The organism is Streptomyces typhae, from assembly GCF_009755605.1.
GTDB lineage: Bacteria > Actinomycetota > Actinomycetes > Streptomycetales > Streptomycetaceae > Streptomyces > Streptomyces typhae.
Genome location: NZ_WPNZ01000002.1, coordinates 132,601 through 155,983, shown reverse-complemented (window position 1 = coordinate 155,983; position 23,383 = coordinate 132,601). Strand labels below are relative to the sequence as shown.

20 protein-coding genes are annotated in these 23,383 nt (G+C 73.4%); 11 read left to right on the top strand and 9 right to left on the bottom strand.

Annotation, left to right across the window (positions count from 1 at the left end; translation table 11 throughout):
- Window positions 1-126: 126 nt before the first annotated feature.
- Genes GPA10_RS04670 through GPA10_RS04660 form a run of 3 tightly spaced genes read left to right on the top strand, consistent with a single transcriptional unit; the run spans window position 127 to window position 3,550 of the window.
- Window positions 127-1,695 carry a glycosyltransferase family 4 protein gene (locus GPA10_RS04670; RefSeq protein ID WP_425505664.1) on the top strand — a complete coding sequence of 523 codons (1,569 nt, stop codon included), beginning with the start codon at window positions 127-129 and terminating at the stop codon, window positions 1,693-1,695.
- A complete protein-coding gene (locus tag GPA10_RS04665; RefSeq protein ID WP_343040329.1) occupies window positions 1,689-2,480 on the top strand; it encodes a class I SAM-dependent methyltransferase in 792 nt (263 codons plus the stop codon). Before GPA10_RS04670 ends, GPA10_RS04665 begins: the two co-directional genes overlap by 7 nt.
- The gene (locus GPA10_RS04660; protein ID WP_343040328.1) at window positions 2,477-3,550 is read left to right on the top strand and encodes a prenyltransferase/squalene oxidase repeat-containing protein; all 1,074 of its coding nucleotides are present in this window, start codon (window positions 2,477-2,479) and stop codon (window positions 3,548-3,550) included. The genes GPA10_RS04665 and GPA10_RS04660 overlap by 4 nt, the downstream gene beginning before the upstream one ends.
- A gap of 73 nt (window positions 3,551-3,623) precedes the next feature.
- On the opposite strand, the gene GPA10_RS04655 is transcribed toward GPA10_RS04660, so the two are convergent.
- Window positions 3,624-3,917, bottom strand: coding sequence for a hypothetical protein (locus GPA10_RS04655; protein ID WP_058845814.1), 294 nt, complete (start codon window positions 3,915-3,917; stop codon window positions 3,624-3,626).
- 146 nt (window positions 3,918-4,063) lie between these two features.
- On the opposite strand from GPA10_RS04655, the gene GPA10_RS04650 reads away from it, so the two are divergent.
- The 4 genes from GPA10_RS04650 (at window position 4,064) to GPA10_RS04635 (ending at window position 8,351) form a co-directional block, all read left to right on the top strand.
- On the top strand, window positions 4,064-4,624 hold the full coding sequence (locus GPA10_RS04650) for a hypothetical protein (RefSeq protein WP_157164355.1): 561 nt from the start codon (window positions 4,064-4,066) through the stop codon (window positions 4,622-4,624).
- Between the two features lie 130 nt (window positions 4,625-4,754).
- Complete coding sequence (locus tag GPA10_RS04645) at window positions 4,755-6,011, top strand: hypothetical protein (RefSeq protein ID WP_157164354.1); 1,257 nt, start codon at window positions 4,755-4,757, stop codon at window positions 6,009-6,011.
- Window positions 6,008-7,576, top strand: coding sequence for a vWA domain-containing protein (locus GPA10_RS04640; RefSeq protein ID WP_343040327.1), 1,569 nt, complete (start codon window positions 6,008-6,010; stop codon window positions 7,574-7,576). The genes GPA10_RS04645 and GPA10_RS04640 overlap by 4 nt, the downstream gene beginning before the upstream one ends.
- Window positions 7,563-8,351: a hypothetical protein gene (locus GPA10_RS04635; protein WP_157164353.1), complete on the top strand. Its 789-nt coding sequence runs from the start codon at window positions 7,563-7,565 to the stop codon at window positions 8,349-8,351. Before GPA10_RS04640 ends, GPA10_RS04635 begins: the two co-directional genes overlap by 14 nt.
- A 22-nt stretch (window positions 8,352-8,373) precedes the next feature.
- On the opposite strand, the gene GPA10_RS04630 is transcribed toward GPA10_RS04635, so the two are convergent.
- The 5 genes from GPA10_RS04630 to GPA10_RS04610 form a co-directional block, all read right to left on the bottom strand.
- Window positions 8,374-9,393 (bottom strand): LLM class F420-dependent oxidoreductase, encoded by a 1,020-nt coding sequence (locus tag GPA10_RS04630; protein ID WP_058845810.1) that lies wholly within the window; start codon window positions 9,391-9,393, stop codon window positions 8,374-8,376.
- A 130-nt stretch (window positions 9,394-9,523) separates the two neighbouring features.
- A complete protein-coding gene (locus GPA10_RS04625; protein WP_343040326.1) occupies window positions 9,524-10,402 on the bottom strand; it encodes a hypothetical protein in 879 nt (292 codons plus the stop codon).
- A 244-nt stretch (window positions 10,403-10,646) separates the two neighbouring features.
- Window positions 10,647-11,693: an N-acetylmuramoyl-L-alanine amidase gene (locus GPA10_RS04620; protein ID WP_343040324.1), complete on the bottom strand. Its 1,047-nt coding sequence runs from the start codon at window positions 11,691-11,693 to the stop codon at window positions 10,647-10,649.
- Between the two features lie 10 nt (window positions 11,694-11,703).
- Window positions 11,704-12,369: a class I SAM-dependent methyltransferase gene (locus GPA10_RS04615; RefSeq protein ID WP_157164352.1), complete on the bottom strand. Its 666-nt coding sequence runs from the start codon at window positions 12,367-12,369 to the stop codon at window positions 11,704-11,706.
- 245 nt (window positions 12,370-12,614) lie between these two features.
- On the bottom strand, window positions 12,615-14,411 hold the full coding sequence (locus GPA10_RS04610; protein ID WP_157164351.1) for an MFS transporter: 1,797 nt from the start codon (window positions 14,409-14,411) through the stop codon (window positions 12,615-12,617).
- Between the two features lie 245 nt (window positions 14,412-14,656).
- Between GPA10_RS04610 and GPA10_RS04605 the strand changes: the two genes are divergently transcribed.
- Entirely contained in the window at window positions 14,657-16,102 is a 1,446-nt protein-coding gene (locus tag GPA10_RS04605; protein WP_157164350.1) for an MFS transporter, read from the top strand.
- 292 nt (window positions 16,103-16,394) lie between these two features.
- Here the strand turns inward: GPA10_RS04605 and GPA10_RS04600 are convergent, their stop codons facing one another.
- Both GPA10_RS04600 and GPA10_RS04595 read right to left on the bottom strand, forming a co-directional pair.
- A complete protein-coding gene (locus GPA10_RS04600; protein ID WP_058845805.1) occupies window positions 16,395-17,000 on the bottom strand; it encodes a response regulator transcription factor in 606 nt (201 codons plus the stop codon).
- Window positions 16,997-18,283 carry a sensor histidine kinase gene (locus GPA10_RS04595; RefSeq protein ID WP_157164349.1) on the bottom strand — a complete coding sequence of 429 codons (1,287 nt, stop codon included), beginning with the start codon at window positions 18,281-18,283 and terminating at the stop codon, window positions 16,997-16,999. The genes GPA10_RS04600 and GPA10_RS04595 overlap by 4 nt, the downstream gene beginning before the upstream one ends.
- Window positions 18,284-18,788: 505 nt before the next feature.
- On the opposite strand from GPA10_RS04595, the gene GPA10_RS04590 reads away from it, so the two are divergent.
- The 3 genes from GPA10_RS04590 (at window position 18,789) to GPA10_RS04580 (ending at window position 21,867) form a co-directional block, all read left to right on the top strand.
- Window positions 18,789-19,661 carry a MaoC/PaaZ C-terminal domain-containing protein gene (locus GPA10_RS04590; RefSeq protein WP_157164348.1) on the top strand — a complete coding sequence of 291 codons (873 nt, stop codon included), beginning with the start codon at window positions 18,789-18,791 and terminating at the stop codon, window positions 19,659-19,661.
- A gap of 64 nt (window positions 19,662-19,725) precedes the next feature.
- A complete protein-coding gene (locus GPA10_RS04585; RefSeq protein WP_157164347.1) occupies window positions 19,726-20,808 on the top strand; it encodes a Zn-dependent alcohol dehydrogenase in 1,083 nt (360 codons plus the stop codon).
- 105 nt (window positions 20,809-20,913) lie between these two features.
- Entirely contained in the window at window positions 20,914-21,867 is a 954-nt protein-coding gene (locus tag GPA10_RS04580; protein ID WP_157164606.1) for a 3-oxoacyl-ACP reductase, read from the top strand.
- Window positions 21,868-22,165: 298 nt separating this feature from the next.
- Here GPA10_RS04580 and GPA10_RS04575 read toward each other — a convergent pair whose 3' ends face one another.
- Complete coding sequence (locus tag GPA10_RS04575) at window positions 22,166-23,368, bottom strand: hypothetical protein (RefSeq protein ID WP_157164346.1); 1,203 nt, start codon at window positions 23,366-23,368, stop codon at window positions 22,166-22,168.
- Window positions 23,369-23,383 lie beyond the last annotated feature (15 nt).

Below are 23,383 nucleotides of genomic sequence, written 5' to 3'. Positions count from 1 at the left end.
CCTGCCGGTAGATTCGAGCGGGTCCCGCGATCAAGGGTGATCATGACGGGAACAAGTCTGAAACTTGTTCTACATTACCGTCCCGGCGTAATCTCGCGGACAACTGAAGGCAGAAGGGGGCCGAGAGTGACCGCTGAGGCCATGGAGGCGGGTCCCCTTCCGGGGCCGGTGCCGGGCACGTCGCCGCGAGTACCGGGCGCGCCGCCGCAGGTACCGGGCGCGTCGCCGCAAGTGCCGGGCGCGTCGCCGCAAGTACCTGCCGAAGCGGCCGCCGACGGCGGCGCTCCGCTGCGCATCGCACTCCTCACGTACAAGGGGAATCCGTTCTGCGGCGGCCAGGGCGTCTACGTACGCCACCTCTCGCGCGAGCTGGTCCGGCTCGGCCACCGCGTCGAGGTCATCGGCGCGCAGCCCTACCCCGTGCTCGACGAGGGCGAGGACCTCGCGGGCCTCGGCCTCACCGAGCTGCCGAGCCTGGACCTCTACCGCTCCCCGGACCCCTTCCGCACCCCGAGGCGCGACGAGTACCGCGACTGGATCGACGCCCTCGAAGTGGCGACGATGTGGACCGGCGGCTTCCCCGAGCCCGTCACGTTCAGCCTCCGCGCCCGCCGCCACCTGCGCGCGCGGCGCGGCGACTTCGACGTCGTGCACGACAACCAGACCCTCGGCTACGGCCTCCTCGGCGACCTGGGCGCCCCGCTGGTGACCACCATCCACCACCCCATCACCGTCGACCGCCGCCTGGAGCTCGACGCCGCCCCCGACTGGAAGCGCCGCGCCTCCGTCCGCAGGTGGTACGCGTTCACGCGGATGCAGAAGCGGGTCGCGCGCCGCCTGCCCTCGGTCGTCACGGTCTCCGGCACGTCGCGTCAGGAGATCGTCGACCACCTCGGCGTACGCCCGGACCGCATCGACGTCGTGCACATCGGCGCCGACACCGACCTCTTCTCGCCGGACCCGGCGGTCGCCGAGGTGCCGGGGCGGATCGTGACGACGTCGAGCGCGGACGTCCCGCTGAAGGGTCTGATCCACCTCGTCGAGGCCCTCGCGAAGGTCCGTACCGAGAACCCGGCCGCGCACCTCGTCGTCGTCGGCAAGCGCGCCGAGGACGGCCCGGTCGCCGCCGCCATCGAGCGGTACGGCCTCGACGGCGCCGTCGAGTTCGTCAAGGGCATCACCGACGAGGAACTCGTCGACCTGGTCCGCTCCGCGCAGATCGCCTGTGTGCCGTCCCTGTACGAGGGGTTCTCGCTGCCCGCCGCCGAGGCGATGGCGACGGGCACCCCGCTGCTCGCCACGACCGGCGGCGCCATCCCGGAGGTCGCGGGCACCGACGGCGAGACCTGCATCGCCGTACCGCCCGGCGACGCCCAGGCCCTGGCCGCGGGCCTGAACCGGCTCCTCGGCGACTCCGCGCTGCGGGCCCGCCTCGGCGCGGCGGGCCGGGAGCGGGTCCTCGCGAAGTTCACCTGGGCCCGCGCCGCGCAGGGCACGGTGGAGCGCTACCGCGAGGCGATCGCCCGCGGGGCGGCCACCGGGAGCCGTCGCGCCGTCACCCCGGGAGCCGCCGCGGGCTCCGGCCGCTCCGCCGCTCAGGAAGAACCCGCCCCCGCGCCCGACGGCCCCGGGCACCCCACCCCCCGGACCCCCGCCATGGCGCCCACGCCCGAAGGAAGCAGGACCCCGTGCTGACCGTCGACTTCACCCGCTTCCCACTGGCGCCCGGGGACCGTGTCCTCGATCTGGGCTGCGGGGCCGGGCGGCACGCCTTCGAGTGCTACCGGCGCGGTGCCCGGGTGGTCGCCCTCGACCAGAACGGCGAGGAGATCCGCGAGGTCGCCAAGTGGTTCGCGGCGATGAAGGAGGCCGGTGAGGCGCCCGCGGGCGCGACGGCCACCGCGATGGAGGGAGACGCCCTCAACCTGCCCTTCCCCGACGAGTCCTTCGACGTCGTGATCATCTCCGAGGTGATGGAGCACATCCCCGACGACAAGGGCGTGCTCGCGGAGATGGTGCGGGTCCTCAAGCCCGGCGGCCGGATAGCGGTGACCGTGCCGCGCTACGGCCCGGAGAAGGTGTGCTGGGCGCTCAGCGACGCGTACCACGAGGTCGAGGGCGGCCACATCCGCATCTACAAGGCGGACGAACTCCTCGCCAGGATGCGTGAGGCGGGCCTCAAGCCGTACGGCACCCACCACGCGCACGCCCTGCACTCCCCGTACTGGTGGCTCAAGTGCGCGTTCGGCGTGGACAACGACAAGGCGCTGCCGGTGCGGGCGTACCACAAGCTCCTGGTCTGGGACATCATGAAGAAGCCGCTCGCGACGAAGGTCGCCGAGCAGGCACTGAACCCGCTCATCGGCAAGAGCTTCGTGGCGTACGCGACGAAGCCGCACCTGCCCCGCGCGACCGCCCCGGCCGCGGGCACCGACGAGGCCGCCGACGAGAAGGCCGCCGACGCGAAGGCCGGGGCGTGACGAGCCCCGAGCGCACCGAACGCCTGGTCCTGCCCGGAGTGCTGACGGCCGATCAGGCGCTGGCGACGGTACGCGGCATCCTCGCCGTCCAGCGCGAGGACGGCGCCATCCCCTGGTTCCGCGGCCACCACCTCGACCCGTGGGACCACACCGAGGCCGCCATGGCCCTGGACGCGGCCGGCGAGCACGCGGCGGCGGCCCGCGCCTACGAGTGGCTCGCCCGGCACCAGAACGCGGACGGCTCCTGGTACGCGGCCTACGCCGACGGCGACGCGGACGCCGTCAGCGACGACGGCCGCGAGACCAACTTCTGCGCGTACGTGGCCGTCGGCGTCTGGCACCACTATCTGAGCACCGGCGACGAGGCGTTCGTCGACCGCATGTGGCCGGTGGTCGTGGCGGCCGTGGAGTTCGTCCTGGCCCTCCAGCAGCCCGGCGGGCAGATCGGCTGGAAGCGCGAGCCCGACGGCACCGCCGTCACGGACGCGCTCCTCACCGGCTCCTCCTCCGTCCACCAGGCGCTGCGCTGCGCCCTCGCCCTCGCGGAGCTGCGCGACGACCCGCAGCCGGACTGGGAGCTGGCCACGGGCGCCCTCGCCCACGCCGTCCGCCGCCACCCCGAGCGCTTCCTCGACAAGAACCGCTACTCGATGGACTGGTACTACCCGGTCCTCGGCGGCGCCCTCACCGGCGCCGAGGCCAAGGCCCGCATCGAGGAGGGCTGGGACCGCTTCGTGGTCCCCGGCCTCGGCGTGCGCTGCGTCGACCCCAACCCGTGGGTGACCGGCGGCGAGAGCGCCGAACTCGCCCTCGCCCTGTGGGTGCTCGGCGAGTCCGACCGTGCCCTCGACGTCCTCAGGTCCATCCAGCACCTGCGGGACACGGAGTCGGGCCTGTACTGGACGGGCTACGTCTTCGAGGACGCGGCGATCTGGCCGGTCGAACTCACCACGTGGACGGCGGGTTCCCTGCTGCTCGCGGTGGCCGCGCTCGGCGGCGACGAGGCCACCTGCGCGGTGTTCTCGGGCGAGGCGCTGCCGGTCGGGCTCGACCCGGGCTGCTGCGCCTGACCTGCCGGTCCGGTGCCGCGGGAGCGGCCGCCCCCGTTGCCTGGGGTGGCCGCCCGGCGCCACGGGCGTGCGCTCAGTGCCGCAGGCGCCCCGCGACGAAGTGGCCCACGGCGACGTACACGACCGCGGCGAGTCCGTAACCGCACAGGACCCGCGCCCACCGCTCGTCGAACGTGAACAGGTCGTGCGACCAGCCCGCGAGCCAGCGGGCCACGTCGTGCACGAACTGCACCAGGTCATTGCCGCGGTTGGCGTCCAGGAGGTCCATCAGGATCCACAGGACGAGGATGACGGCCATGACGTCCGCGACGAGGACGATGGCCCGCGCCGCTCCATAACTGTTGGTGCCTCGTGTTCGGGGAGACATGACAACCGGGTACCGGGCTGGGCGCCCTTGAAACCCGTACGTGTGCGTCCTTGAAACCCGTACGGGCGCGCCCGGGTGGCGGTGCGCCGGGGGCGGGGTGAGGCTGCTGCGGGGAGAACCGCCGTCGTTCCCTCCGGGAGGCCACCATGTCGCTCGTCGCTCCGTCCGCCGCCGTCCGCCGCGTCCTCGTCCCGCTGCTGCTGTGCTGCGCCCTCCTGACGGGCACGACGGCCTGCGGAGGTGACAGCGACAAGGAAGGGAGCGGGGCGACACCGACGGGCACCGGTTCGGCGGACCGGCAGAAGTTCGCGAAGACGCGGTTCGTCGCCAACGCGGGGCTCGCCGCCGGGGCGACGTACCAGTGGATCGTGAAGCCCTACCGCGACGGCAAGTTCAAGTCCGGCGCTGACGGTCGCAAGTTCGCCCTGGTCAAGGCGGGCCTCGCGGGCGCGTTCACCTACAACCGGCTGAAGGCCGCCCTGCGCAACGCCGAGGGGGACCCCGCGCTCGCCAAGGCGGTGGCACCCCTGACCAGCGGCATCGACGCGCTGAAGGACCTGCCCGGCAAGCTCCGCAAGGGCGAGGGCACGGACTCCGTGGTGAAGTCCTTCGACGACATGATCAACAAGGTGAAGGGCGCGGGCAAGGACGCCGGGGCCGAGGTGGAGAACCGGGTGCCGTCGGCGGGGGAGCTGACGAAGGGCTGACCCCGGGCCGCCGCCCGCACCCCTGACGCGCCGTCATTTACCCGCTGTTCACCTGGAGTTAGTGGCTCCTCGGGAGTGAAGTCGCCGTCGTCGCCGAGGATCCTGCCCCCGTCACAGGCAGGAGAGCCCGGTGTCCGACCACCCGAGACCGCCCACCGAAGAGCCCCGCCTGACCACGCGCCGCCCCGCCAGGAGCCGCCCCCGCCACCCGCTGCACGTCGTCGCCGCGATGCCCCTTGCCCTCGCGGGCCTGCTCGCCCTGCTGGTCTCGGGCAACGCCCTGCGCCCCTTCGACCGCATCGCCACCGTCGACGGCAAGATGGCCTCCAAGTCCGACTACTTCAAGGACCCCGAGGTCCGGCGGCTGCTCCTGAAGCACGGGATACGCGTCGACATCCACCGCCTCGGCTCGCGCGGCATCGCCACCCAGTCGCTGCGCGACATGGACGTGGTGTTCCCCTCCGGCCAGCCCGCCGCGACGCTGATCAAGAAGCGGCAGCAGCGGACGCCGAAGACGGCCCGCCCGTTCGTCACCCCGCTGGTGCTCGGCACCTTCAGGGACTACGCGCGCACGCTGGTCGCGGCGGGTGTGGCCCGGCCGCAGCGGGCTCCGGGCGGCGCCGAGACGCTGTACTACGACCTCGACATGCGGAAGTTCATGCAGCTGATCAGGGACGAGAAGACCTGGAACGGCATCGACTTCACCGCCCACTCCCGGCGCAGCAACGCCGGCCGCGTCCTCGTCCGCACCTCCAGCGTCTGCGAGTCCAACGCCGCGGGCACGTACCTGAGCATCCTCGCCTTCGTGCAGAACGGCAATCAGGCGCCCGGCACGGAAAGCCGCAACCGGCCCGTCAGACGGATCACGGGCGACCCGGTCCTCGATGTCGCCACCGAGGTCAAGCCGCTGATCAACCTCCAGGGCATGGCCGCCGACGAGCAGGCCGACAGCTACTTCTCCGACGAGGGCGAGGCCATCGCGCCGGTCTCCCTCATCTACGAGCACCAGTTCCTGAAGCACCAGGTGGACCACCAGGAGAAGCGCGGCGAGCAGGACAGCAGCCGCGTCCTGCTCTACCCGTCCCCGCACGCCCTCACCGAACCCGAGCTGATCTCCCTCGACGACGACGGCGACCGGCTCACCGACCTGATGGAGACCGACGACGACCTGCGCCGGCGCGCCATCGAACTCGGCTTCCGGGTCCGCTTCTCCGGCGAGGACGGCACCAGCGAGCAGCTCAACGCCTATCTGCGGGAACACGAGGTGCAGGTGCCGACGCCCAACCCCGACCAGACGAAGGTGGACGCCCCCGACCTGGACGCCCTGGAGCGGATCATCAACCACGTCGGCAGCTGCCCGCCGCCCGGCCAGGAGGGTCCCAGGTGACCACGCGCCTGCGGCAGCCTGCGCTCGCCCTCGGCCTGCTGCTGGTCGCCGCCGTGCTCAGCGGCTGCACGGAGGACTCCGAACCGCGCACCCTGCGGGTCCTCGCCAGCCCCGAACTCGTCGACATGGAGCCGCTCCTCGACGACCTGAGGGACGACACCGGCATCGATCTCGATCTCGACTACAAGGCCACCCCCGACCTGTCCGGGTCCCTCGACGGCTACGACTTCGCCTGGCCCGCCACCGACCGCTCGTACCTGCTGCGGCTCGGCGCGTCCGGCAAGCCCGTGGCCAGGCCCGAGTCCACGGCGGTCATGCGGTCCCCGGTGGTCGTCGGTCTGACCGGGGCCGCCGCGGACCGGCTCCGCGGCGGCGCGCCCGGGAAGCGTCTGAGCTGGGCGGACATCGCGGACGCCGCCGCCGCGGGGTCCCTGCGCTTCGGCATGGCCGACCCGCGGCGCAGCGACACCGGGCGCGCCGCGCTCGTGGGCGTCGCCACGGCCGCCGCGGGCACCGGCAGGGCACTGCGCACCCAGGACGTGTCCTGCGACCGGCTGCGCGGCTTCCGCTCCGGCCAGACCCTCACCGGCGCCAGCTCCCGCGAGCTGATCGACACCTATGTGCGCCGTCAGGACGACGCCGACGCCCTCATCGCGCACGAGTCGGAACTGCTCACCCTGAACGCGTCCCGGAAGCTGCGACGGCCCCTGGAGATCGTCCACCCCGAGGACGGCATGGTCCTGTCCGACTTCCCGCTGCTGCTCCTGAACACCGGGGAGTCCCGGGCGTACCGCGAGGTCGTCGACTGGCTGCACCGCGACGAGACGCAGCGTGAACTGGTGCGGCGGACCTGGCGGCGGCCCGCGACCCAGGACGTGCCGCGCCCCGTCGAACTGCGCGAGGACATCGGCAACGCCCTGTCGTACCCGGACCGGCCGGAGGTCGTGCGGCGCCTCATGGACGACTACGGCACCCCGGGCCGCAGCACCGGCGACCACGTCGTGTTCCTGCTCGACTTCTCGACGTCGATGCGCGGGCCCCGGATGGCCGCGCTGCGGGCCGCGTTCGCCGACCTCAGCGGCGCGGACCCGTCCGCGGCGGGCAAGTTCGCCCGCTTCTACCGGGGCGAGAAGCTCACCGTGGTGCGGTTCGCGGGCCGCGTCCTCGACGAGCGCACGGTGACCGTACGCGGCGACAAGGACCTGGAAGCACTCCAGTCCTTCGTCGCCGAGGGGGAGTTCGGGGACGACACGGCCGTCTGGTCCGCGCTCGGCCACGGCTACACGAGCGCGTCCGGCGCGCTGCGCGAGCACCCGGACCGTCCCCTGTCGATCGTCCTGATGACGGACGGCGAGAGCAACGCGGGCCTGTCGTACGGGGAGTTCACCCGCCGGCACGCCCGCATCGGGTCCGCCGCGCGGGCGGTGCCGACCTTCCCCGTCCACTTCGGCGAGGCCGACGCGAAGGCGCTGCGCCGCGCCGCCGACGCGACCGGCGGCCGGATGGTGGACGCCAACTCCTCTTCCCTCTCCCAGGCGTTCAAGGAGATACGTGGCTGTCGTTGACGGCAAGTGGTGGGACGTGTGGTGGCCGTGGCTGACGGTCTGGCTGGTGACGGCGGTGTGCGTGGCGGTCCTCGTGCGGTACGCCGTGGCGCGCTGGGCCTTCGGGCGGACGGGCCGGCGGAGCGCTTCGCGGCGCCGCCGCACCTTCCACGGTATGTGCTTCTACCTGCACGAACAGCGGGTGATGGACCTCTACCAGACCGGCGGGTTCTCCGCGGCCCTGGAGCAGGAGGTGGCCGACCGCACCAATGTGACGTCCGGGTACGGTCTCTGGGCCAGGTTCACCGGGGCCGCGGGCGCCAAGGCCCGCCGTGACGTGACGAAGGAGCGCTTCACCGTCTACGTCCAGCAGAACACCCCCATCACCGTCATCGGCCTGCTCCTGGACACGATGCGGCGCGAGGACGCCGTCGTGCACGTCGACCTCACCACCGGCCACCTCGTGCCGAACCGCTCCCTCGCCGACGCGCTGCGCCACGGCGAGGACGAGCGGATACCGCTGAGCGCCGTCATGTCGGAGTTCGTCTCCGTGACCGGCCGCTTCACGGCCCGCCGTGTCGGCGGCGACGCGGTCGTCCTCCGGGCCCGGTACGGCGACGGCGATCCGCCCGCGCAGGTGCGGATCAGCTGCGCGGCGGACGGCATCCGCGCGGAGTTCCTGCACGAGGACGACTACTTCAGCGGGGAGTTCCAGGCCCGCTGCCTGGGCAAGGTGCGCACGTGGAACCGGACGGCGGGGGAGCTGACGCTGGACGCGGTGGCGATCTTCCGCTGAGCGGGCGCCGAGCGCTCACGCGCTACGTGTTCAGCTCGGCCAGCACCCGGAGCGTCTCCGGATCGCGCGCGAGGACGAGCAGATCCGTCACCGGCCCCTTGCGCCACGCGTCGAGCCGCTCGGCGATCCGCTCGCGCGGCCCCACGAGGGAGATCTCGTCGGCGAACGCGTCCGGCACGGCGAGCACGGCCTCCTCGCGCCGCCCGGCCAGGAACAGCTCCTGGACGCGCCGCGCCTCCTCCTCGTACCCCATCCGCCCCATCAGATCGGCGTGGAAGTTGCGGCCGGAGTGGCCCATGCCGCCGACGTAGAAGCCGAGCATTCCCTTGACGGGGAGCAGCCCCTCGGCCACGTCGGCGCAGACGGTGGCCCGCACCAGGGGTGCGACCATGAACCCGGGCCGCAGGCCGCTGCCCGCGCCGAGCGCCGCCTCGTAGGCGTCCGTGCGGGTGGGCGACCAGTACAGGGGGAGCCAGCCGTCCGCGATCCGAGTGGTCTGCGCTATGTTCCTGGGGCCCTCGGCGCCGAGGAGGACGGGCAGCCGGGTGCGCAGCGGGTGCGTGAGGGACTTCAGCGGCTTGCCGAGCCCGGTGCCGTCGCCGCCCCCGTACGGCAGCGGGTGGAACCGCCCGTCGAGGGTGACGGGCCCCCGCCGCGCCAGCACCTGCCGTACGACGTCGACGTACTCCCGCGTCGCGGTCAGCGGCGACTTCGGGAACGGCCTGCCGTACCAGCCCTCCACCACCTGCGGCCCCGAGAGCCCGAGCCCGAGCAGCACCCGGCCGCCGGAGAGGTGGTCGAGGGTGAGGGCGTGCATGGCGGTGGCGGTGGGGGAGCGGGCCGCCATCTGCGCGACGGCGGTACCGAGCCTGATCCGCGAGGTGTGCGCGGCGATCCAGGTCAACGGCGTGAACGCGTCCGACCCCCAGGCCTCGGCCGTCCACACCGAGTCGTACCCGAGCCGCTCCGCCTCCCGCACGAGCACGAGCTGCCCCGGGTCGGGGCCACGCCCCCAGTAGCCGAGCGCGAGACCGAGCCGCATGTGCCCTCCTCGGTACGGGACAAGGGAACTGACGTTGCGTCAACTGAGTGCCGTCGCCGCAGGACTGTACGGCAACGGCCCCCCGCCCGGAAGGGCGAGGGGCCGCGTCTGACGACGGTGCCGTGTCGGCTCAGCCGCGCTGGATCCCCGTGGTGTCCTGAAGGACGCCGCGGCGGCCGTCCTGGGTCTGGGCCACGAGGCTCTGGCCGCGCTGTTCCACGGCCAGGTACCAGGTGCCGGGCGCCAGTTCCGCGATCGGGGTCGGCGAGCCGTCCTCGGGGTAGAGCGGACGCGGGACCGGGACGGCGAACCAGAACGGCGAGAAGTCACCGGCCGCAGCGGCGGCCGCAGGCTGCGACTGCGCGGGCGGCGGCGTCTGACCGCCACCCTGCGGCTGGCCGCCGTACGGCTGCGCGGCCGCGGGCGGCTGCGCACCGTAGGGCTGACCGGGCTGGCCGCCCTGCGCGCCCGGGTAGCCGTAGCCGCCCTGCGGCTGACCGCCGTAGGGCTGCGGAGCGGCCGGGCGGGCGGCGCCCATGAGGGGGGCCTTGAGGGCGGGGACGATCTGCGTGGCGATCGCGGCGGCCACCAGGACCAGGGCGCCGATCAGGCCGAGGATGAGGCCGGTGCCCGCGTCGGGGCTGTCGGCGCTGCCGCTCTCGCCCCCGAACCTGCTGCTGATGATCTTGAAGATCTGGTCGTAGGACTGGCCGGTGTCGAAGATCGCGCCGAGCGAGCTCCAGGCGGCGGCGAAGGTGAGACCGATGCCGAAGGTGCCGAGGTCCAGGCCAGCGACCTTGCGCTGGGAGCCCATGGCACGGCTGACGACGATGAGCACCGCGCCGATGATGCCGGCGAGGTACACGCTCATCAGCAGGTTGCCGTTGTCCCAGGCGGTCGGCACATCGTCGCCACCGCCGTCAAAGGTGTCGAGGAACGAGGCGATGAAGAGCAACACCGCTGCTCCGATCACCACGCCGTCGCCTCGAGTGAGGGAGCGGAAATTCACTTCAGGTCCTTCGTCAGTCGTCTCGTCGTTAGAGGCGTCGCTGTCGCTGTCGCCATGGTCGCGGTGCGCGAAGCGCGGGGGTGGCCCCTCATCGTAGGGGCGACACTATCGCTCGGTCAGCCGGGATGTCTGCTCGGGATAAAGATCGTCACTCAGTGAAGATCTCGCGGTTGCCGTCCCGTGACGAGACGGCGTCGAACACGTCACGACATGGGGTGATACCGCGACATGTGCCTGAAGCCGCCTAGCTGCGCAGGAAGTCCGAGATGCCGTCCGCGATGCCGAGGGACGCCTTCCGGCGCCAGCCGCCGTCGGTGAGGAGTGCCTCGTCCTTCGGGTCGCGCATGTTGCCGCACTCGATGAACACCTTGGGCACCTTGGACAGGTTGAGGCCGCCGAGATCGCTTCGGGTGTCCAGGCCCGTGCCGTCGCCGACGTAGTTGGAAGGGGCGCTCCCGGTGGCGCTGAGGAACCGGCCCGCGATGCGCTCGCCGAGGTCCCGGGACGGCGCGACGACGGCCGTGGTGTCCGCTCCGCCGCCCCGCACCCTCGCGGGCAGGATGACGTGGAAGCCGCGGTTGCCGACGGCGGAGCCGTCCGCGTGCAGCGAGACCACGGCGTCGGCGCGGGCGTCGTTGCCGATGCGGGCGCGCTCGTCCACGCACGGTCCCCAGGGCCGGTCCGCGTCGTGCGTGAGGCGGACGGTGGCGCCCTGCCGGAGCAGCTCGTCGCGCAGCCGGTGGGCCAGGTCCAGGGTGAACCGGGCTTCCGTGTAACCCCTGTTGGTGGAGGTGCCTGTGGTGTCGCACTCCTTGGAGTTCGTCCCGATGTCCACCTGGCGGTTGATCTCGGCGGTGTGCTGGAAGTTGCCCGGGTTGTGGCCCGGGTCGATCACGACGACCTTGCCCTTGAGGGGCCCGGACGGGGCGGGGCGGCCCGCGTCGGGCCGGCCGGACGGCTCGGTGCCGCCGTCCGGTCCGGAGGACTTCGACGGTCCGGAGGGCTCGGCGGAGGATCTGGGTGACGTGGAGGATTGCGAGGGGCTGGTCGGCTCGGCGGACCCCTTCGGGTCCGCCCCGCCCGGCTTCGACGCGGAGCCCTGCTCGGAGCGGCCGGCGGAGGGCAGCGCTCCGGTCGGCTTGCCGCCGTCGGAGTCGCCTGCCGGGTTCCAGAGGAGATAGCCCGCGAGGGAGCCCGGCACCAGGACGGCGAGGGCGAGCACGAGCGGGCGGCCGCCGGGGAAGCGGCGGGGCGGGCGTGGGGGCTGACTGTCCGGACCTACGTACGACACGGGAGCGAGCCTATCCGCGCCGCCCGGCGGCCACACCGGTTCGGCGCAGGACGCGCAGCGAGTCCGTGGCCGAGACCTCCGTGAACGCGCCGGACTCCAGGGCGCGGAGGTAGATCCGGTACGGGGCCTGCCCGGTCCACTCGTCCACCGGGGCGGGGAACACGTCGTGGATGACGAGCAGCCCGCCCTCCGCGACGTGCGGCGCCCACCCCTCGTAGTCCGCGCCCGCGTGCTCGTCCGTGTGCCCGCCGTCGATGAAGACCAGGCCGAGCGGGGTGTTCCACAGGGCGGCGACCTGTGGGGACCGGCCCACGACCGCGATGACGTGGTCCTCCAGACCGGCGCGGTGCAGGGTCCTGCGGAACGTCGGCAGCGTGTCCATGAGGCCGAGGTCCGGGTCCACCGTCGCCGGGTCGTGGTAGTCCCAGCCGGGCTGCTGCTCCTCGCTGCCCCGGTGGTGGTCGACCGTGATCACGCTCACTCCCGCCGCGCGCGCCGCGTCCGCGAGCAGGACCGTGGAGCGTCCGCAGTACGTGCCGACCTCCAGGAGCGGCAGCCCGAGCGCCGCCGCCCCGGCCGCCGCCGCGTACAGGGCGAGTCCTTCCTTCAACGGCATGAAGCCCTTGGCGGCCTCGAAGGCGTCGAGGACGTCGGGACCGGGTTCTGCGGGGGCCATGGGCTCCTCCTCGGGGCGGCGGGCGCCCGCGCGTGTCGCGCGGGCGCCCCATGGTGCACCACACCCCCCGTCATGGGGGTGACGGGGGGTGCGGTGGCCTTCGGCCCATAAGGGGCGCGGGGAACTGCGCGAGCAACCAGCGTCAAGCCGCAGACGCGTCTGCCGAGGGCCCCGCGGCCGCGTCTGCGGCTGTTTCGTGGCCGGCCGCGCCGTTCCCCGCGCCCCTCCCGGGGCGGTTGAAGGCCTCAGGCCAGTACCTCGCTGGGGCCCGCCAGGGCCAGGTCCACCTCCACCGGAGACCCCTCGCCCCGGTGCGTCGCCGATGTCGCGTGCGGTGCGTGCCCCGCGGCCGTCGCGGCGAGTACATAGGCACCGCCCGCCGGGACGGCGAGGGCGTACCGTCCCTCGCCGTCGGTGAGCGCCGCGCCCGCCTGGCGGCCGCGGTGGTCGATCAGCGTGACCTTGGCCCGCTCGACCGGCGTCCCCGAGGGGCCGAGCACCCGGCCCCGGAAACCGCTGAGCGCCCGCTCGGCCGCCTCCAGGTGGGCGTCCTCCTCGCTGCTGGCCCGCAGCTGCGGCTTCTGCTCCGCCACGGCCCGGCCGCGGCCCGGCAGGAACAGGGCGAGCAGCAGGCCGAGCGCGACCGCGCCGGTGGCGATGAGGAAGGAGATGCGGAAGCCCGACATCGTCGGCACGTCGACGGTGCCCACGTGGTGCGCGGTGTTGGCGAGGACCATGCCGATGACGGCGCTCGACACCGACGTACCGATGGACCGCATCAGGGTGTTCAGGCCGTTGGCCGCGCCCGTCTCGGAGGGGTCGACGGCGCCGATGATCAGGGCGGGCAGCGAGGAGTACGCGAGGCCGATGCCCGCGCCCACGATCACCGCGATGACGATGGTCTGCCAGGCGGCGCTCATCAGGCCGAGGCCCGCCCCGTAGCCGATCGCGATGATCAGCAGACCGAGGATCAGGGTGATCTTGGGCCCGTACGTCGCCGAGAGGCGCGCGTACACCGGCGCGGTGAACATCATCGTCAGGCCGAGCGGCGCCACGCACAGGCCCGCGACCACCATGGACTGGCCGAGGCCGTAACCGGTGGACGTGGGCAGCTGCAGGAGCTGCGGCAGGACGAGCGAGATGGCGTAGAAGGCGACGCCGACCATGATCGAGGCCAGGTTGGTGAGCAGCACCTCGCGGCGGGCGGTGGTGCGCAGGTCCACGAGCGGTGCCTTCAGGCGCAGTTCGAGGACGCCCCACAGGAGAAGGACCACGGCGGACGCGGCGAAGAGGCCGAGGGTCAGGCCCGAGCCCCAGCCCCAGTCGCTGCCCTTGGTGATGGGCAGCAGGAACAGGACGAGTCCGGCGGACAGGCCGAGGGCGCCGAGCACGTCGAAGGTGCCCTGGGCGCGCAGCGGGCTCTCCGGCACCAGGAAGACGATGAGCGCCATCGCGAGCACGCCGAGGCCCGCGGCGCCGAAGAACAGCGCGTGCCAGTCGGTGTGCTGCGCGACGAGCGCGGCGGCCGGGAGCGCGAGCCCGCCGCCCACGCCGATGGACGAGCTCATCAGGGCCATCGCGGAGCCGAGCTTCTCGCGCGGCAGCTCGTCCCGCATCAGGCCGATGCCGAGGGGTATCGCGCCCATCGCGAAGCCCTGGAGCGCGCGGCCCACGATCATCACGAGCAGATCGTCGGTGAACGCGCACACCAGGGAGCCGACGACCATCACGGCGAGGCTGGTGAGCAGCATCTTCCGCTTGCCGAAGAGATCGCCGAGGCGGCCCATGATCGGGGTGGAGACGGCGCCCGCGAGCAGCGTCGACGTCATGACCCAGGTGGCGTTGGAGGGCGCGGTGCCGAGCAGGGCCGGCAGGTCCTTGATGACGGGGACGAGCAGTGTCTGCATGACGGCGACGACGATGCCCGCGAAGGCGAGGACGGGGACGACGCCGCGGGTGCCGCGTGCTGCGGGGTCCGCGGCTTCCGCGGCTTCCGCTGCGTCCTCTGCGTCCTCAAGAGGGTGGGTCGTCGCTTGGGACATGGGTGTGCGGCCTCCGGGGCGAAGGTGGGGCGCGGGGGCCGCGGGCGTGCGGCGGCGGGGTCCCGCTGGTACATGCAGCATGAACCTGTATCCCCGGGCGACTATTCCGACGCATGACGAACTGGAGGAAATCTTGACTCTCCGTTGACCCGGCCGCCGAGGCCCCGGACCTAGTCCTTCCGCCCCAGGACTCTGCCGCCTTTTTCCGATGTACGGGGCATGTTCCTGCTGTCAGCATGGAGTCCATGCTGCAGACCCCCGCCGACACCCCCACCTCCCGGATATCCGGTCGCTCCGCCCCGCCGACGTGGCTCGTCGTGGCCGTCGCCTGCGCCGGGCAGTTCCTCGTCGTCCTCGACGTGTCCGTCGTGAACGTGGCCCTGCCGTCGATGCGCACCGACCTCGGGCTGAGCGCCACGGGCCTGCAGTGGGTCGTCAACGCGTACTCGATCGCCTTCGCCGGGTTCATGCTGCTCGGCGGCAGGGCGGGGGACCTGTTCGGCCGGAAGCGGATGTTCCTGGTGGGCCTCGGCCTGTTCACGCTGGCCTCGCTCGCCGGGGGGCTCGCGCAGGAGGGCTGGCAACTCCTCCTGGCCCGCGCGGTACAGGGCCTCGGCGCGGCCGTGCTCGCGCCGTCGACTCTGACGATCCTCACGTCCGCCGTGCCCGAGGGCGCCGCGCGGGTGCGGGCCATCGCCACCTGGTCCGCGGTGGGGGCGGGCGGCGGTGCCGCGGGCGGCCTCGTCGGAGGCCTGCTCACCGACGGCCTCAACTGGCGCTGGGTGCTGCTCGTCAACGTCCCCGTCGGCGTCCTCGTCCTCGGTGCCGCGCTGCGCTGGATCGCCGAGAGCCGCGCCTCGGGGGCGCGCCGCCTCGACCTGCCCGGCGCCGTCCTCGTGACCGGCGGCATCGCCACCCTCGCGTACGGCATCGTGCAGACGGAGTCGGTGGGCTGGACGGCCGCCGCGACCCTGGTGCCGCTCGCCGCCGGACTCGCCCTGATCGGCGCCTTCCTCGCCGTGGAGGCCCGCGCCAAGGCGCCGCTGATGCCGCTCGGCCTGTTCCGCGTGCGGTCGGTGTCGGCGGCCAACGCCACCATGTTCGTCTGCGGCATGGGCATGTTCGCCATGTGGTTCTTCATGACCCTGTACGCGCAGAACGTCCTCGGCTACAGCCCCCTGGAGGCCGGGCTCGCCCTGATCCCCAGCTCCGTCAGCGTGGTCGTCGGCTCCAAGGTCGCCCCCCGCCTCATGCGGGTCATGGGGGCGCGCAGCGTCACGGTCCTCGGCGTCCTCGTCGGCGCCGCCGGGTTCGTGTGGCAGTGGCGGGTCCTCGACGCGGGCGGCGCGTACGTCACCTCGATCATGCTGCCCGGCATCCTGATGATGCTCGGCGCCGGACTCGCCAACACTCCCCTCGCCTCCCTCGCCACCAGCGGCGCGGATCCCGGCGACGCGGGTCTCGTTGCCGGTCTCGTCAACACCTCCCGCACCATGGGCGGTTCCCTGGGCCTCGCCGTCCTGTCCACGATCGCCGCCTCCCGCACCGGCGGCCACGAGTCCACCCGAGCCCTCGCCGAGGGCTACGCCCAGGCGTTCCTGTGGGGCGCGGTGTTCCTGACGGGGGCGGTGGCGGTAGTGCTCGTAGGCATGCCGCGCGCCGATCGAGCTGAAAGCCCGTCCGGCGCTTGAGGACGAGCCGTTCAGGCGATGCGCTGCTGGGGGCCTTTTTGCGCTGCGGCGGGTGGTTTTCAGCCCGTCTGGCGCTTGAGGGTGAGCTGTTCGAGCGATGCGCTGCTGGGGGCTTTTTTGCGCTGCGGCGGGTGGTTCTCAGCCCGTCCGGCGTTTGAGGACGAGCCCGCGGGGCGACAAGCGCCGCTGTGGGTGGTTGTTCAGCCCGTCCGGCGTTTGAGGACGAGCCCGCAGGGCGACGAACCCGGCACGAGGCTCACAGCCAGAGCTGGCGGCGAACCCCGCACAAGGCTCACAGCCAGCCCTGGCGGCGAGCCTCCCGCACGGCCTCGATCCGGTTCCGCGTCCCCGTCTTGCCGATGGCGGCGGAGAGATAGTTCCGCACGGTCGACTCGGACAGGTGCAGCTTCGCCGCGATGTCGGCGACCGTCGCCCCGTCGACGGCCGCCGCGAGCACATCGGACTCCCGGCCGGTGAGTGGATTGGGCCCCGCCCCGAGCGCCGCCGCGGCGAGCGCGGGATCGACCACGGTCTCCCCGCGCAGCACGGCACGGATCGCCTCGGCGAGCTCCTCCACGGGCCCGTCCTTGACGAGAAACCCCGCCGCACCGGCCTCCATCGCGCGCCGCAGATACCCGGGCCTGCCGAAGGTGGTGAGAATGAGGACCCGGCACTCGGGGCACTCCTCGCGCAGGTCGGCCGCCGCCTCCAGACCGCTGCGGCCCGGCAGCTCGATGTCGAGCAGCGCCACGTCGGGACGTGCGGTCAGCGCGCTGTGCACGATCTGGTCACCCGCCCCGACCTGCGCGACGACCTCGATGTCCTCCTCCATGCCGAGCAGCAGCGCGAGCGCGCCGCGCATCATGCCCTGGTCCTCGGCGAGCAGGACTCTGATCATGGGCTGTGCTCCTCCCGGGCGCCCGCCCGCGCGGGCCCTGCGGTTCCGGCCCCCGCCCGCGCGGGCCGGGGTGCGGTGGTGTCGGTGACCGGCAGCACGGCCGCGACCCGGAAGCCCCCGCGCGGCCCGGGCCCCGAGGTGAGCGAGCCGCCCGCCGCCGCGAGGCGCTCGGCCAGGCCCTTCAGCCCGCTGCCGGGCGTGGTCGAGCCTACGCCGCGACCGTCGTCCGTGATCAGCAGACGGGTCTGTTCGGCGGTGCCGGTGACCTCGATGTCGCACCGGGAGGCCCGCGCGTGCCGGACGACGTTGGTGGCCGCCTCCCGCACCACCCAGCCGAGCAGCGCCTCCGACCGCGGGTCGAGCGGCGGCCCTGACTGCCGGACGGTCACCGCCGCACCGGCCGCGTCGAGCAGGTCCGAGACCCGGTCGAGCTCGGTGGCGAGCGTCCCGTTTCGGTAGCCCGTGACGGCCTCGCGGATCTCGGTGAGGGCCTGGCGCCCGACGGACTCGATGTCGGAGATCTGGGTGAGCGCCGCGTCCATGTTCCGCGGCGCGAGCCGCCGCGCGGCCTCCGACTTCACGACGATCAGCGAGAGGGTGTGGCCGAGAAGGTCGTGCAGGTCCCGGGAGAAGCGCAGCCGCTCCTCGGCCACCGCGCGCCGGGCCAGCTCCTCGCGGGCGGCGCGCAGGTCCCGCACCGCCTCCGAGAGGGACAGGATCGCGGCCGTCACCATCGTGGACAGGAACGTGCCGTACGCGATGTTGATGCCGTCCCAGCCCTCCTTGAACCCGGCGACGGCGCCCGCCAGCGCGCTCAGGCCGAGGCCCACGGGGCCGAGCCCGCGCCCCCGGACGACCGCGCCCACGGCCAGGCCGAACAGCGGGAAGTACATCAGCCAGCTGCCGCCGTACGCGGCCGCGAGGCCGACGGTGAGCGCGCCCATGGCGAGCAGGGCGGCCGTCGTCGCGCGCGACTCGCGCGCCCGCTTGTCGAAGGCGCGGAAGGCCACACCGATGTAGAGGGAGTTGAAGGCGAGCAGGCCGATGCCGCCGATCCACGGGTTCGCCGCTTCGCCCTGGAGCAGGTGCGAAAGCGCGCCGAGGCCCATGAGCAGCCAGGGCAGCAGCGCGAAGCCGTTGGGCGGCCCCGGCCGTGTACCGGCGTCCGCCTCGCCCGCCCGCCCCGGCGCCGGCTCACGCCAGTCGGCCTGCCGCTCCCGCCGGGCGGCCCGACGGGTGCGCAGGCCGTGCGGGCGGCAGGTGACCCCGTTCTTCCAGGACATGTCTCGCTCTCCGTTCCGGTGGGCCCGCGTCCCCCGCGGCCCGGTGCGGGTCTTCCCCGCGCGGTACGCGGTTCCCCCTGCCCCGTAGACGGTACGGAGCCGGGCCGCCGCGCGGCAGGGCGGTCCGTACCGAACCCGCCGGTACACATGTCACCGCCGGAGGCGGCGGGGCGGCGGGGCGACGGGGCGGCAGGACCCGACCGGATCTGACGCGACGTCAGCACCCTTCCCAAGCGTGGAGCGCTGGGCTATACATGGGCCATCGGCCTAGAACGCGTTCTAGAACGTACGAGGGGATGTGCCGGAACGGACGCCGGGCCGCCGCCGGACGACCTCGGTGCGGCCGACGGTGCGGACGGACGCACCGAGGTCTCGCCGCCCCCGCGCCCCCGGCCCACAACCCGCAGCCCTCACCCCGCAGCCCCCGACCCGCGATCCGCAGCCCTCAAACCGCGATCCGCAGCCCCCGACCAGCGATCCGCAGCCCGCGAGGAGCCGCCACCCCATGCCCATCGATGCCGCGAAGGCCCTGGCCGCCGAACCCCGCAGCGCCAGGATCGCCTGGGATCACAAGGACGTCCAGCTCTACCACCTGGGCCTCGGCGCCGGTGCCAACCCCGATCTGCCGAGCCCCGCCACCGACCCCGACGAACTGCGCTACACGCTGGAGTCCCGGCTGCACGTCCTGCCCAGCTTCGCCACCGTCGCGGGCGCGGGCATGGGCATGATGGGCGGCCTCGCCGCGCCCGGCATCGACGTGAACCTGGCCGCCGTCCTGCACGGCGGCCAGCGCATCGAGCTGCACCGCCCGATCCCGGCCGCGGGCGGCGCGGCCACCACCTCGAAGGTCGCGGCCGTGTACGACAAGGGCAAGGCCGCCGTCATCGTGCTGCGCTCACAGGCGGTCGACGACGACGGGCCGCTGTGGACCAGCGACGCCCAGATCTTCGCGCGCGGCGAGGGCGGCTTCGGCGGCGAACGCGGCCCCTCCGCCCGCCTCGACGTGCCGCAACGTCCCTTCGACCGGACAGTGGAACGCCCCGTACGCCCCGACCAGGCCCTGCTGTACCGCCTCTCCGGCGACTGGAACCCGCTGCACGCCGACCCCGAGTTCGCGAAGCTCGGCGGCTTCGACCGGCCGATCCTGCACGGCCTGTGCACGTACGGCATGACGCTCAAGGCCGTCGTCGACACCGTCCTCGGCGGTGACGTGACGCGGGTGCGCGCCTACACCACGCGGTTCGCCGGCGTCGTCTTCCCCGGCGAGACGCTGCGCGTCGGCATGTGGGAGTCGCGGGGGCGGGTCCAGGTGGTGGTCACGGCCGTCGAGCGCGGCGACGCGCCCGTCCTCGCGGACACGGTCGTGGAACTCGGCTGACTTGGTCGTGGAACTCGGCTGACTCGGTCGTGGAACTCGACCGAACGAAAGGAGTCGCACAGTCATGCGCGCAGCCCTACTGCACGAGACAGGCCAGGACAAGCTCGACGTGCTCGACGACGTGGAGGCGGTGGGATTCGGCCCCGGCAGGGCCAGGATCCGCATCCGCGCCACGGGCCTCTGCCACTCCGACGTGTCCGCGATGAACGGTGTCCTGCCCCAGCCCGCCCCCTTCGTGCCGGGCCACGAGGGCGCGGGCGAGGTCCTCGACGTCGGTGACGGCGTCACCCACGTCAAGGAGGGCGACCGGGTCCTGGTGTGCTGGCTCCCGGCGTGCGGGCGGTGTCCCGCGTGCAGGCGCGGCCAGACCCAGCTGTGCCTCGCCGGCTTCATGAACGCGGGCACCCCCAACTTCCGCCGCACCGACGGCGGCGCGGACGTCTTCGGCTTCGCGGGCACCGGCACCTTCGCCGAGGAGGTCGTCGTCGACGCCTCCTGCGCCGTACCGATACCGGACGACGTGCCCTTCGACATCGCTGCGCTGATCGGCTGCGGCGTGACCACCGGACTCGGCGCCGCGATCAACACCGCCGATGTCGCCGCGGGTTCCTCGGTCGCCGTCATCGGCTGCGGCGGCGTCGGGATCGCGGCGATCCAGGGCGCGCGGGTCAAGGGCGCCGCGGAGATCGTCGCCGTCGACCCGGTCGCCTCCCGGCGCGAGGCCGCCCTGAAGTTCGGCGCCACCCGGGCCGTCGCCCCCGACGAACTGGCCGACGCCCGCCGCACCGTGACGGCCGACGAGGGCTTCGACTACGTCTTCGAGGTCGTCGGCAAGTCGTCGACCGCGCGCACGGCGTACGAGACGACACGGCGCGGCGGCACGCTGTGCGTCGTCGGCGCGGGCGCCATGGACGACCAGGTGCAGTTCACCATGTTCGAGCTGTTCTTCGACGAGAAGCGCATCCTGCCGTCGCTGTACGGGGGCGGGGACGTGCTCAGGTCGTACGAGCGGGCCATCGCGCTGTGGCGGGCGGGGCGGATCGACCTGGAGGGGATGATCACCCACCGGGTGCGGCTCACCGAGGTCAACGAGGCCCTGGAGCAGATGCGGTCCGGTACCGCCCTGCGCACCTGCATAGAACTCTGATCCACACGCTGATCCGGACTCTGATCCACACGCTGATCCGGACTCTGACCCGAGAGGAGCACGCCCCGCATGTCACCGTCACCGTCGGAGCCCCTGCCCCTGCCCTTGCCCCTGCCCCTGCCTCTCGACGGGCTGGCCGCCGTCGTCACCGGAGCGGGCCGCGGCCTCGGCCGGGCCGAGGCGCTCGAACTCGCCCGGCTCGGCGCGAGCGTGGTCGTCAACGACTTCGGCCAGGCCGGCCGCGACGGCTCGGGCCAGGCGTCGGCTGGGCCCGCCGAGGAGGTCGCCGCCGAGATCCGTGAGGCGGGCGGCAAGGCCGTCGCGCACACCGGTGACGTGGCCGACCACGAGCAGGCACGCGGACTCGTCGGGTTCGCCGTCGAGACGTACGGAAAGCTGGACGTCCTCGTCAACAACGCGGGCATCCTGCGGGACCGCATGGTCTTCTCGATGTCGGAGGACGAGTGGGACTCGGTGGTCCGCGTCCACCTCAAGGGCCATTTCAACACCATCCGCTTCGCGTCCGCCCACTGGCGCGCACGCTCCAAGGAAGCGGGCGGCCCGGTGTACGGCAGGATCGTGAACACCTCGTCGGAGGCGTTCCTCGCCGGGTCCGCCGGGCAGCCCAACTACGCGGCGGCCAAGGGCGGGATCGTGGGCCTCACCACCTCCACCGCCCTGGCGCTCGCCAAGTACGGCGTCACGGCCAACGCGATCTGCCCGCGGGCCCGCACCCGGATGACGTCCGACGTGTTCGCCGGCTTCGCCGAGCCCGCGCCGGGAGAGCTGGATCCGCTGGCGCCGGAGCACGTGGCGCCCCTGGTCGGCTATCTGGCCTCGCCCGCGGCGCGACGGGTCAACGGGCAGGTGCTCGTGGTGCACGGCGGGATGGTGGCGGTGGTCGAACGGCCCCGCGTGGCCGTCCAGTTCGACGCCCCGGCCGGGCTCTTCGACTTCCGGGACCTCGACGAGGCGATGTCGCCGTACTTCGCGGGGCGGCCACGAGGGGAGACGTTCGCGGCGGCGGAGCTACTCGGCCTGCGGCGCGGGACGGGCTGAATCGTCCCCTCAGCGAAGAACTCCGCCCGCCCACCCCGGAGAAGGGGTGGACGGGCGGGGAGAAGAAGCGGTTCAGCCCTGGTCCTGCTGGCGGCGGTGACGCCCCCGTGGGGCCGCCTCCTCGTCGTGCTCCGCCACCGGACCCCGGTGCCGCCCGCCCCCGGTGCAGTTCGCACTCCCGGAGAAGGCGAGGCCTTCCCGGGGGTCCCTCACACCCGGTTCGCGCGGCTCGGCGGCCACATTCTCGGTCATCACAAACTCACCCCGTAGCAAAGATCGTTCGTACAGCCGGGCGAGTCTAACCGCCCGTGCCGCGCCCGCCGAGGGGTGCCTGCTGCAAGGGCACGGGGCGCGTCGCGCGCACCGTGCCGGCAGCCGCCACCACCTCGGCGGATGCCTCCGCGGTGCTCCCCGCGACCGCTGCGTCCGGCGTGTCGCGCCCCGCGCCCCCGGGGGCGGGAACCTCGACCCGGGCCATCCCGCAGGGCACGCTCCCGGTCACGTACGGCAACTCGAGTACACCTTGCGGCGTGCAGCGCCCGGACCCGGCGAACCACCCGTCGGGGGCGGCCAGTTGATGGACGCGGCGCTCGGTGGGCCGCCAGCCGTACAGCCAGGGAGCCGAGGCGCCCGAGCCGTCGTCCACGCGCAGGGCGACCGCGCAGCTCTCCGGCAGCAGCGTCCGCCCCGGCTGGATCGCGAACGGTGTCACCTCGCGCCCGGGGAGCCGCAGACACGCGGGGAAGCGCACGGGCCGTGTACTGCCGAGGACCCCCCAGCCGAGCCGGGTCTCGCCGGGGGCGTCGGAGCGGACGAGGACCAGGCCGCTGTCGGCGTCGGCCAGCAGCAGCCGGTCGTCGCTGTCGGCGGCGATCTGGAGCAGCGGCGTCACCTCGCCGCCCCGCTCCAGGTCCACCGCCACGGTCTTGGTGCGGCCGTCGAGATCGCGGTCGAGCGCCAGCATGCGGTTGGCGCGGTCCAGCCAGACGCCGCCGGTGCAGCGCCCGGGGATCTCCGCGAGGTGCTCGGGCCCGAACGAGCCGCCCGCCACCAGCCACACGGACGTGGAGCGCGCCCCCGCCGCCAGGGCGTAGGCGTAGGCGCCGTGCGGCGCGGGCGGCAGCAGGGACAGCTCGTCCCCCGCGTCCTGAGCGAACTCGACGCCGCCGAGCGGCAGTTCACCGGTGCCCGGCCCGGTCGGGTAGACCAGCGAGAACAGATGCCGCCCCGCCGCCCGGCGGTGCACGAGCACCCGGCCGTCGGCCATCGGGAGGACCCGGGTCCCGGGCTCCTCGGGCTGGTGCGCGGGCAGCGGCACCGCGTACGGCTCGGCGGAGTCCAGGGTCCAGCGCTCGGGGAACCAGCAGCCGTCGCGCTGCGCGAGCCGGGCCGCGTAGGTGCCGTCGGCGGTGATGGCCGGGGGAGCGGCGGGCTCCGGGCCGGGAGCGGGGCCCCGGGCCGGGGGCGCGGGGATCGATGGCTCGGCCACAGGGGCTGTCATCTGGGGTCACCTCCG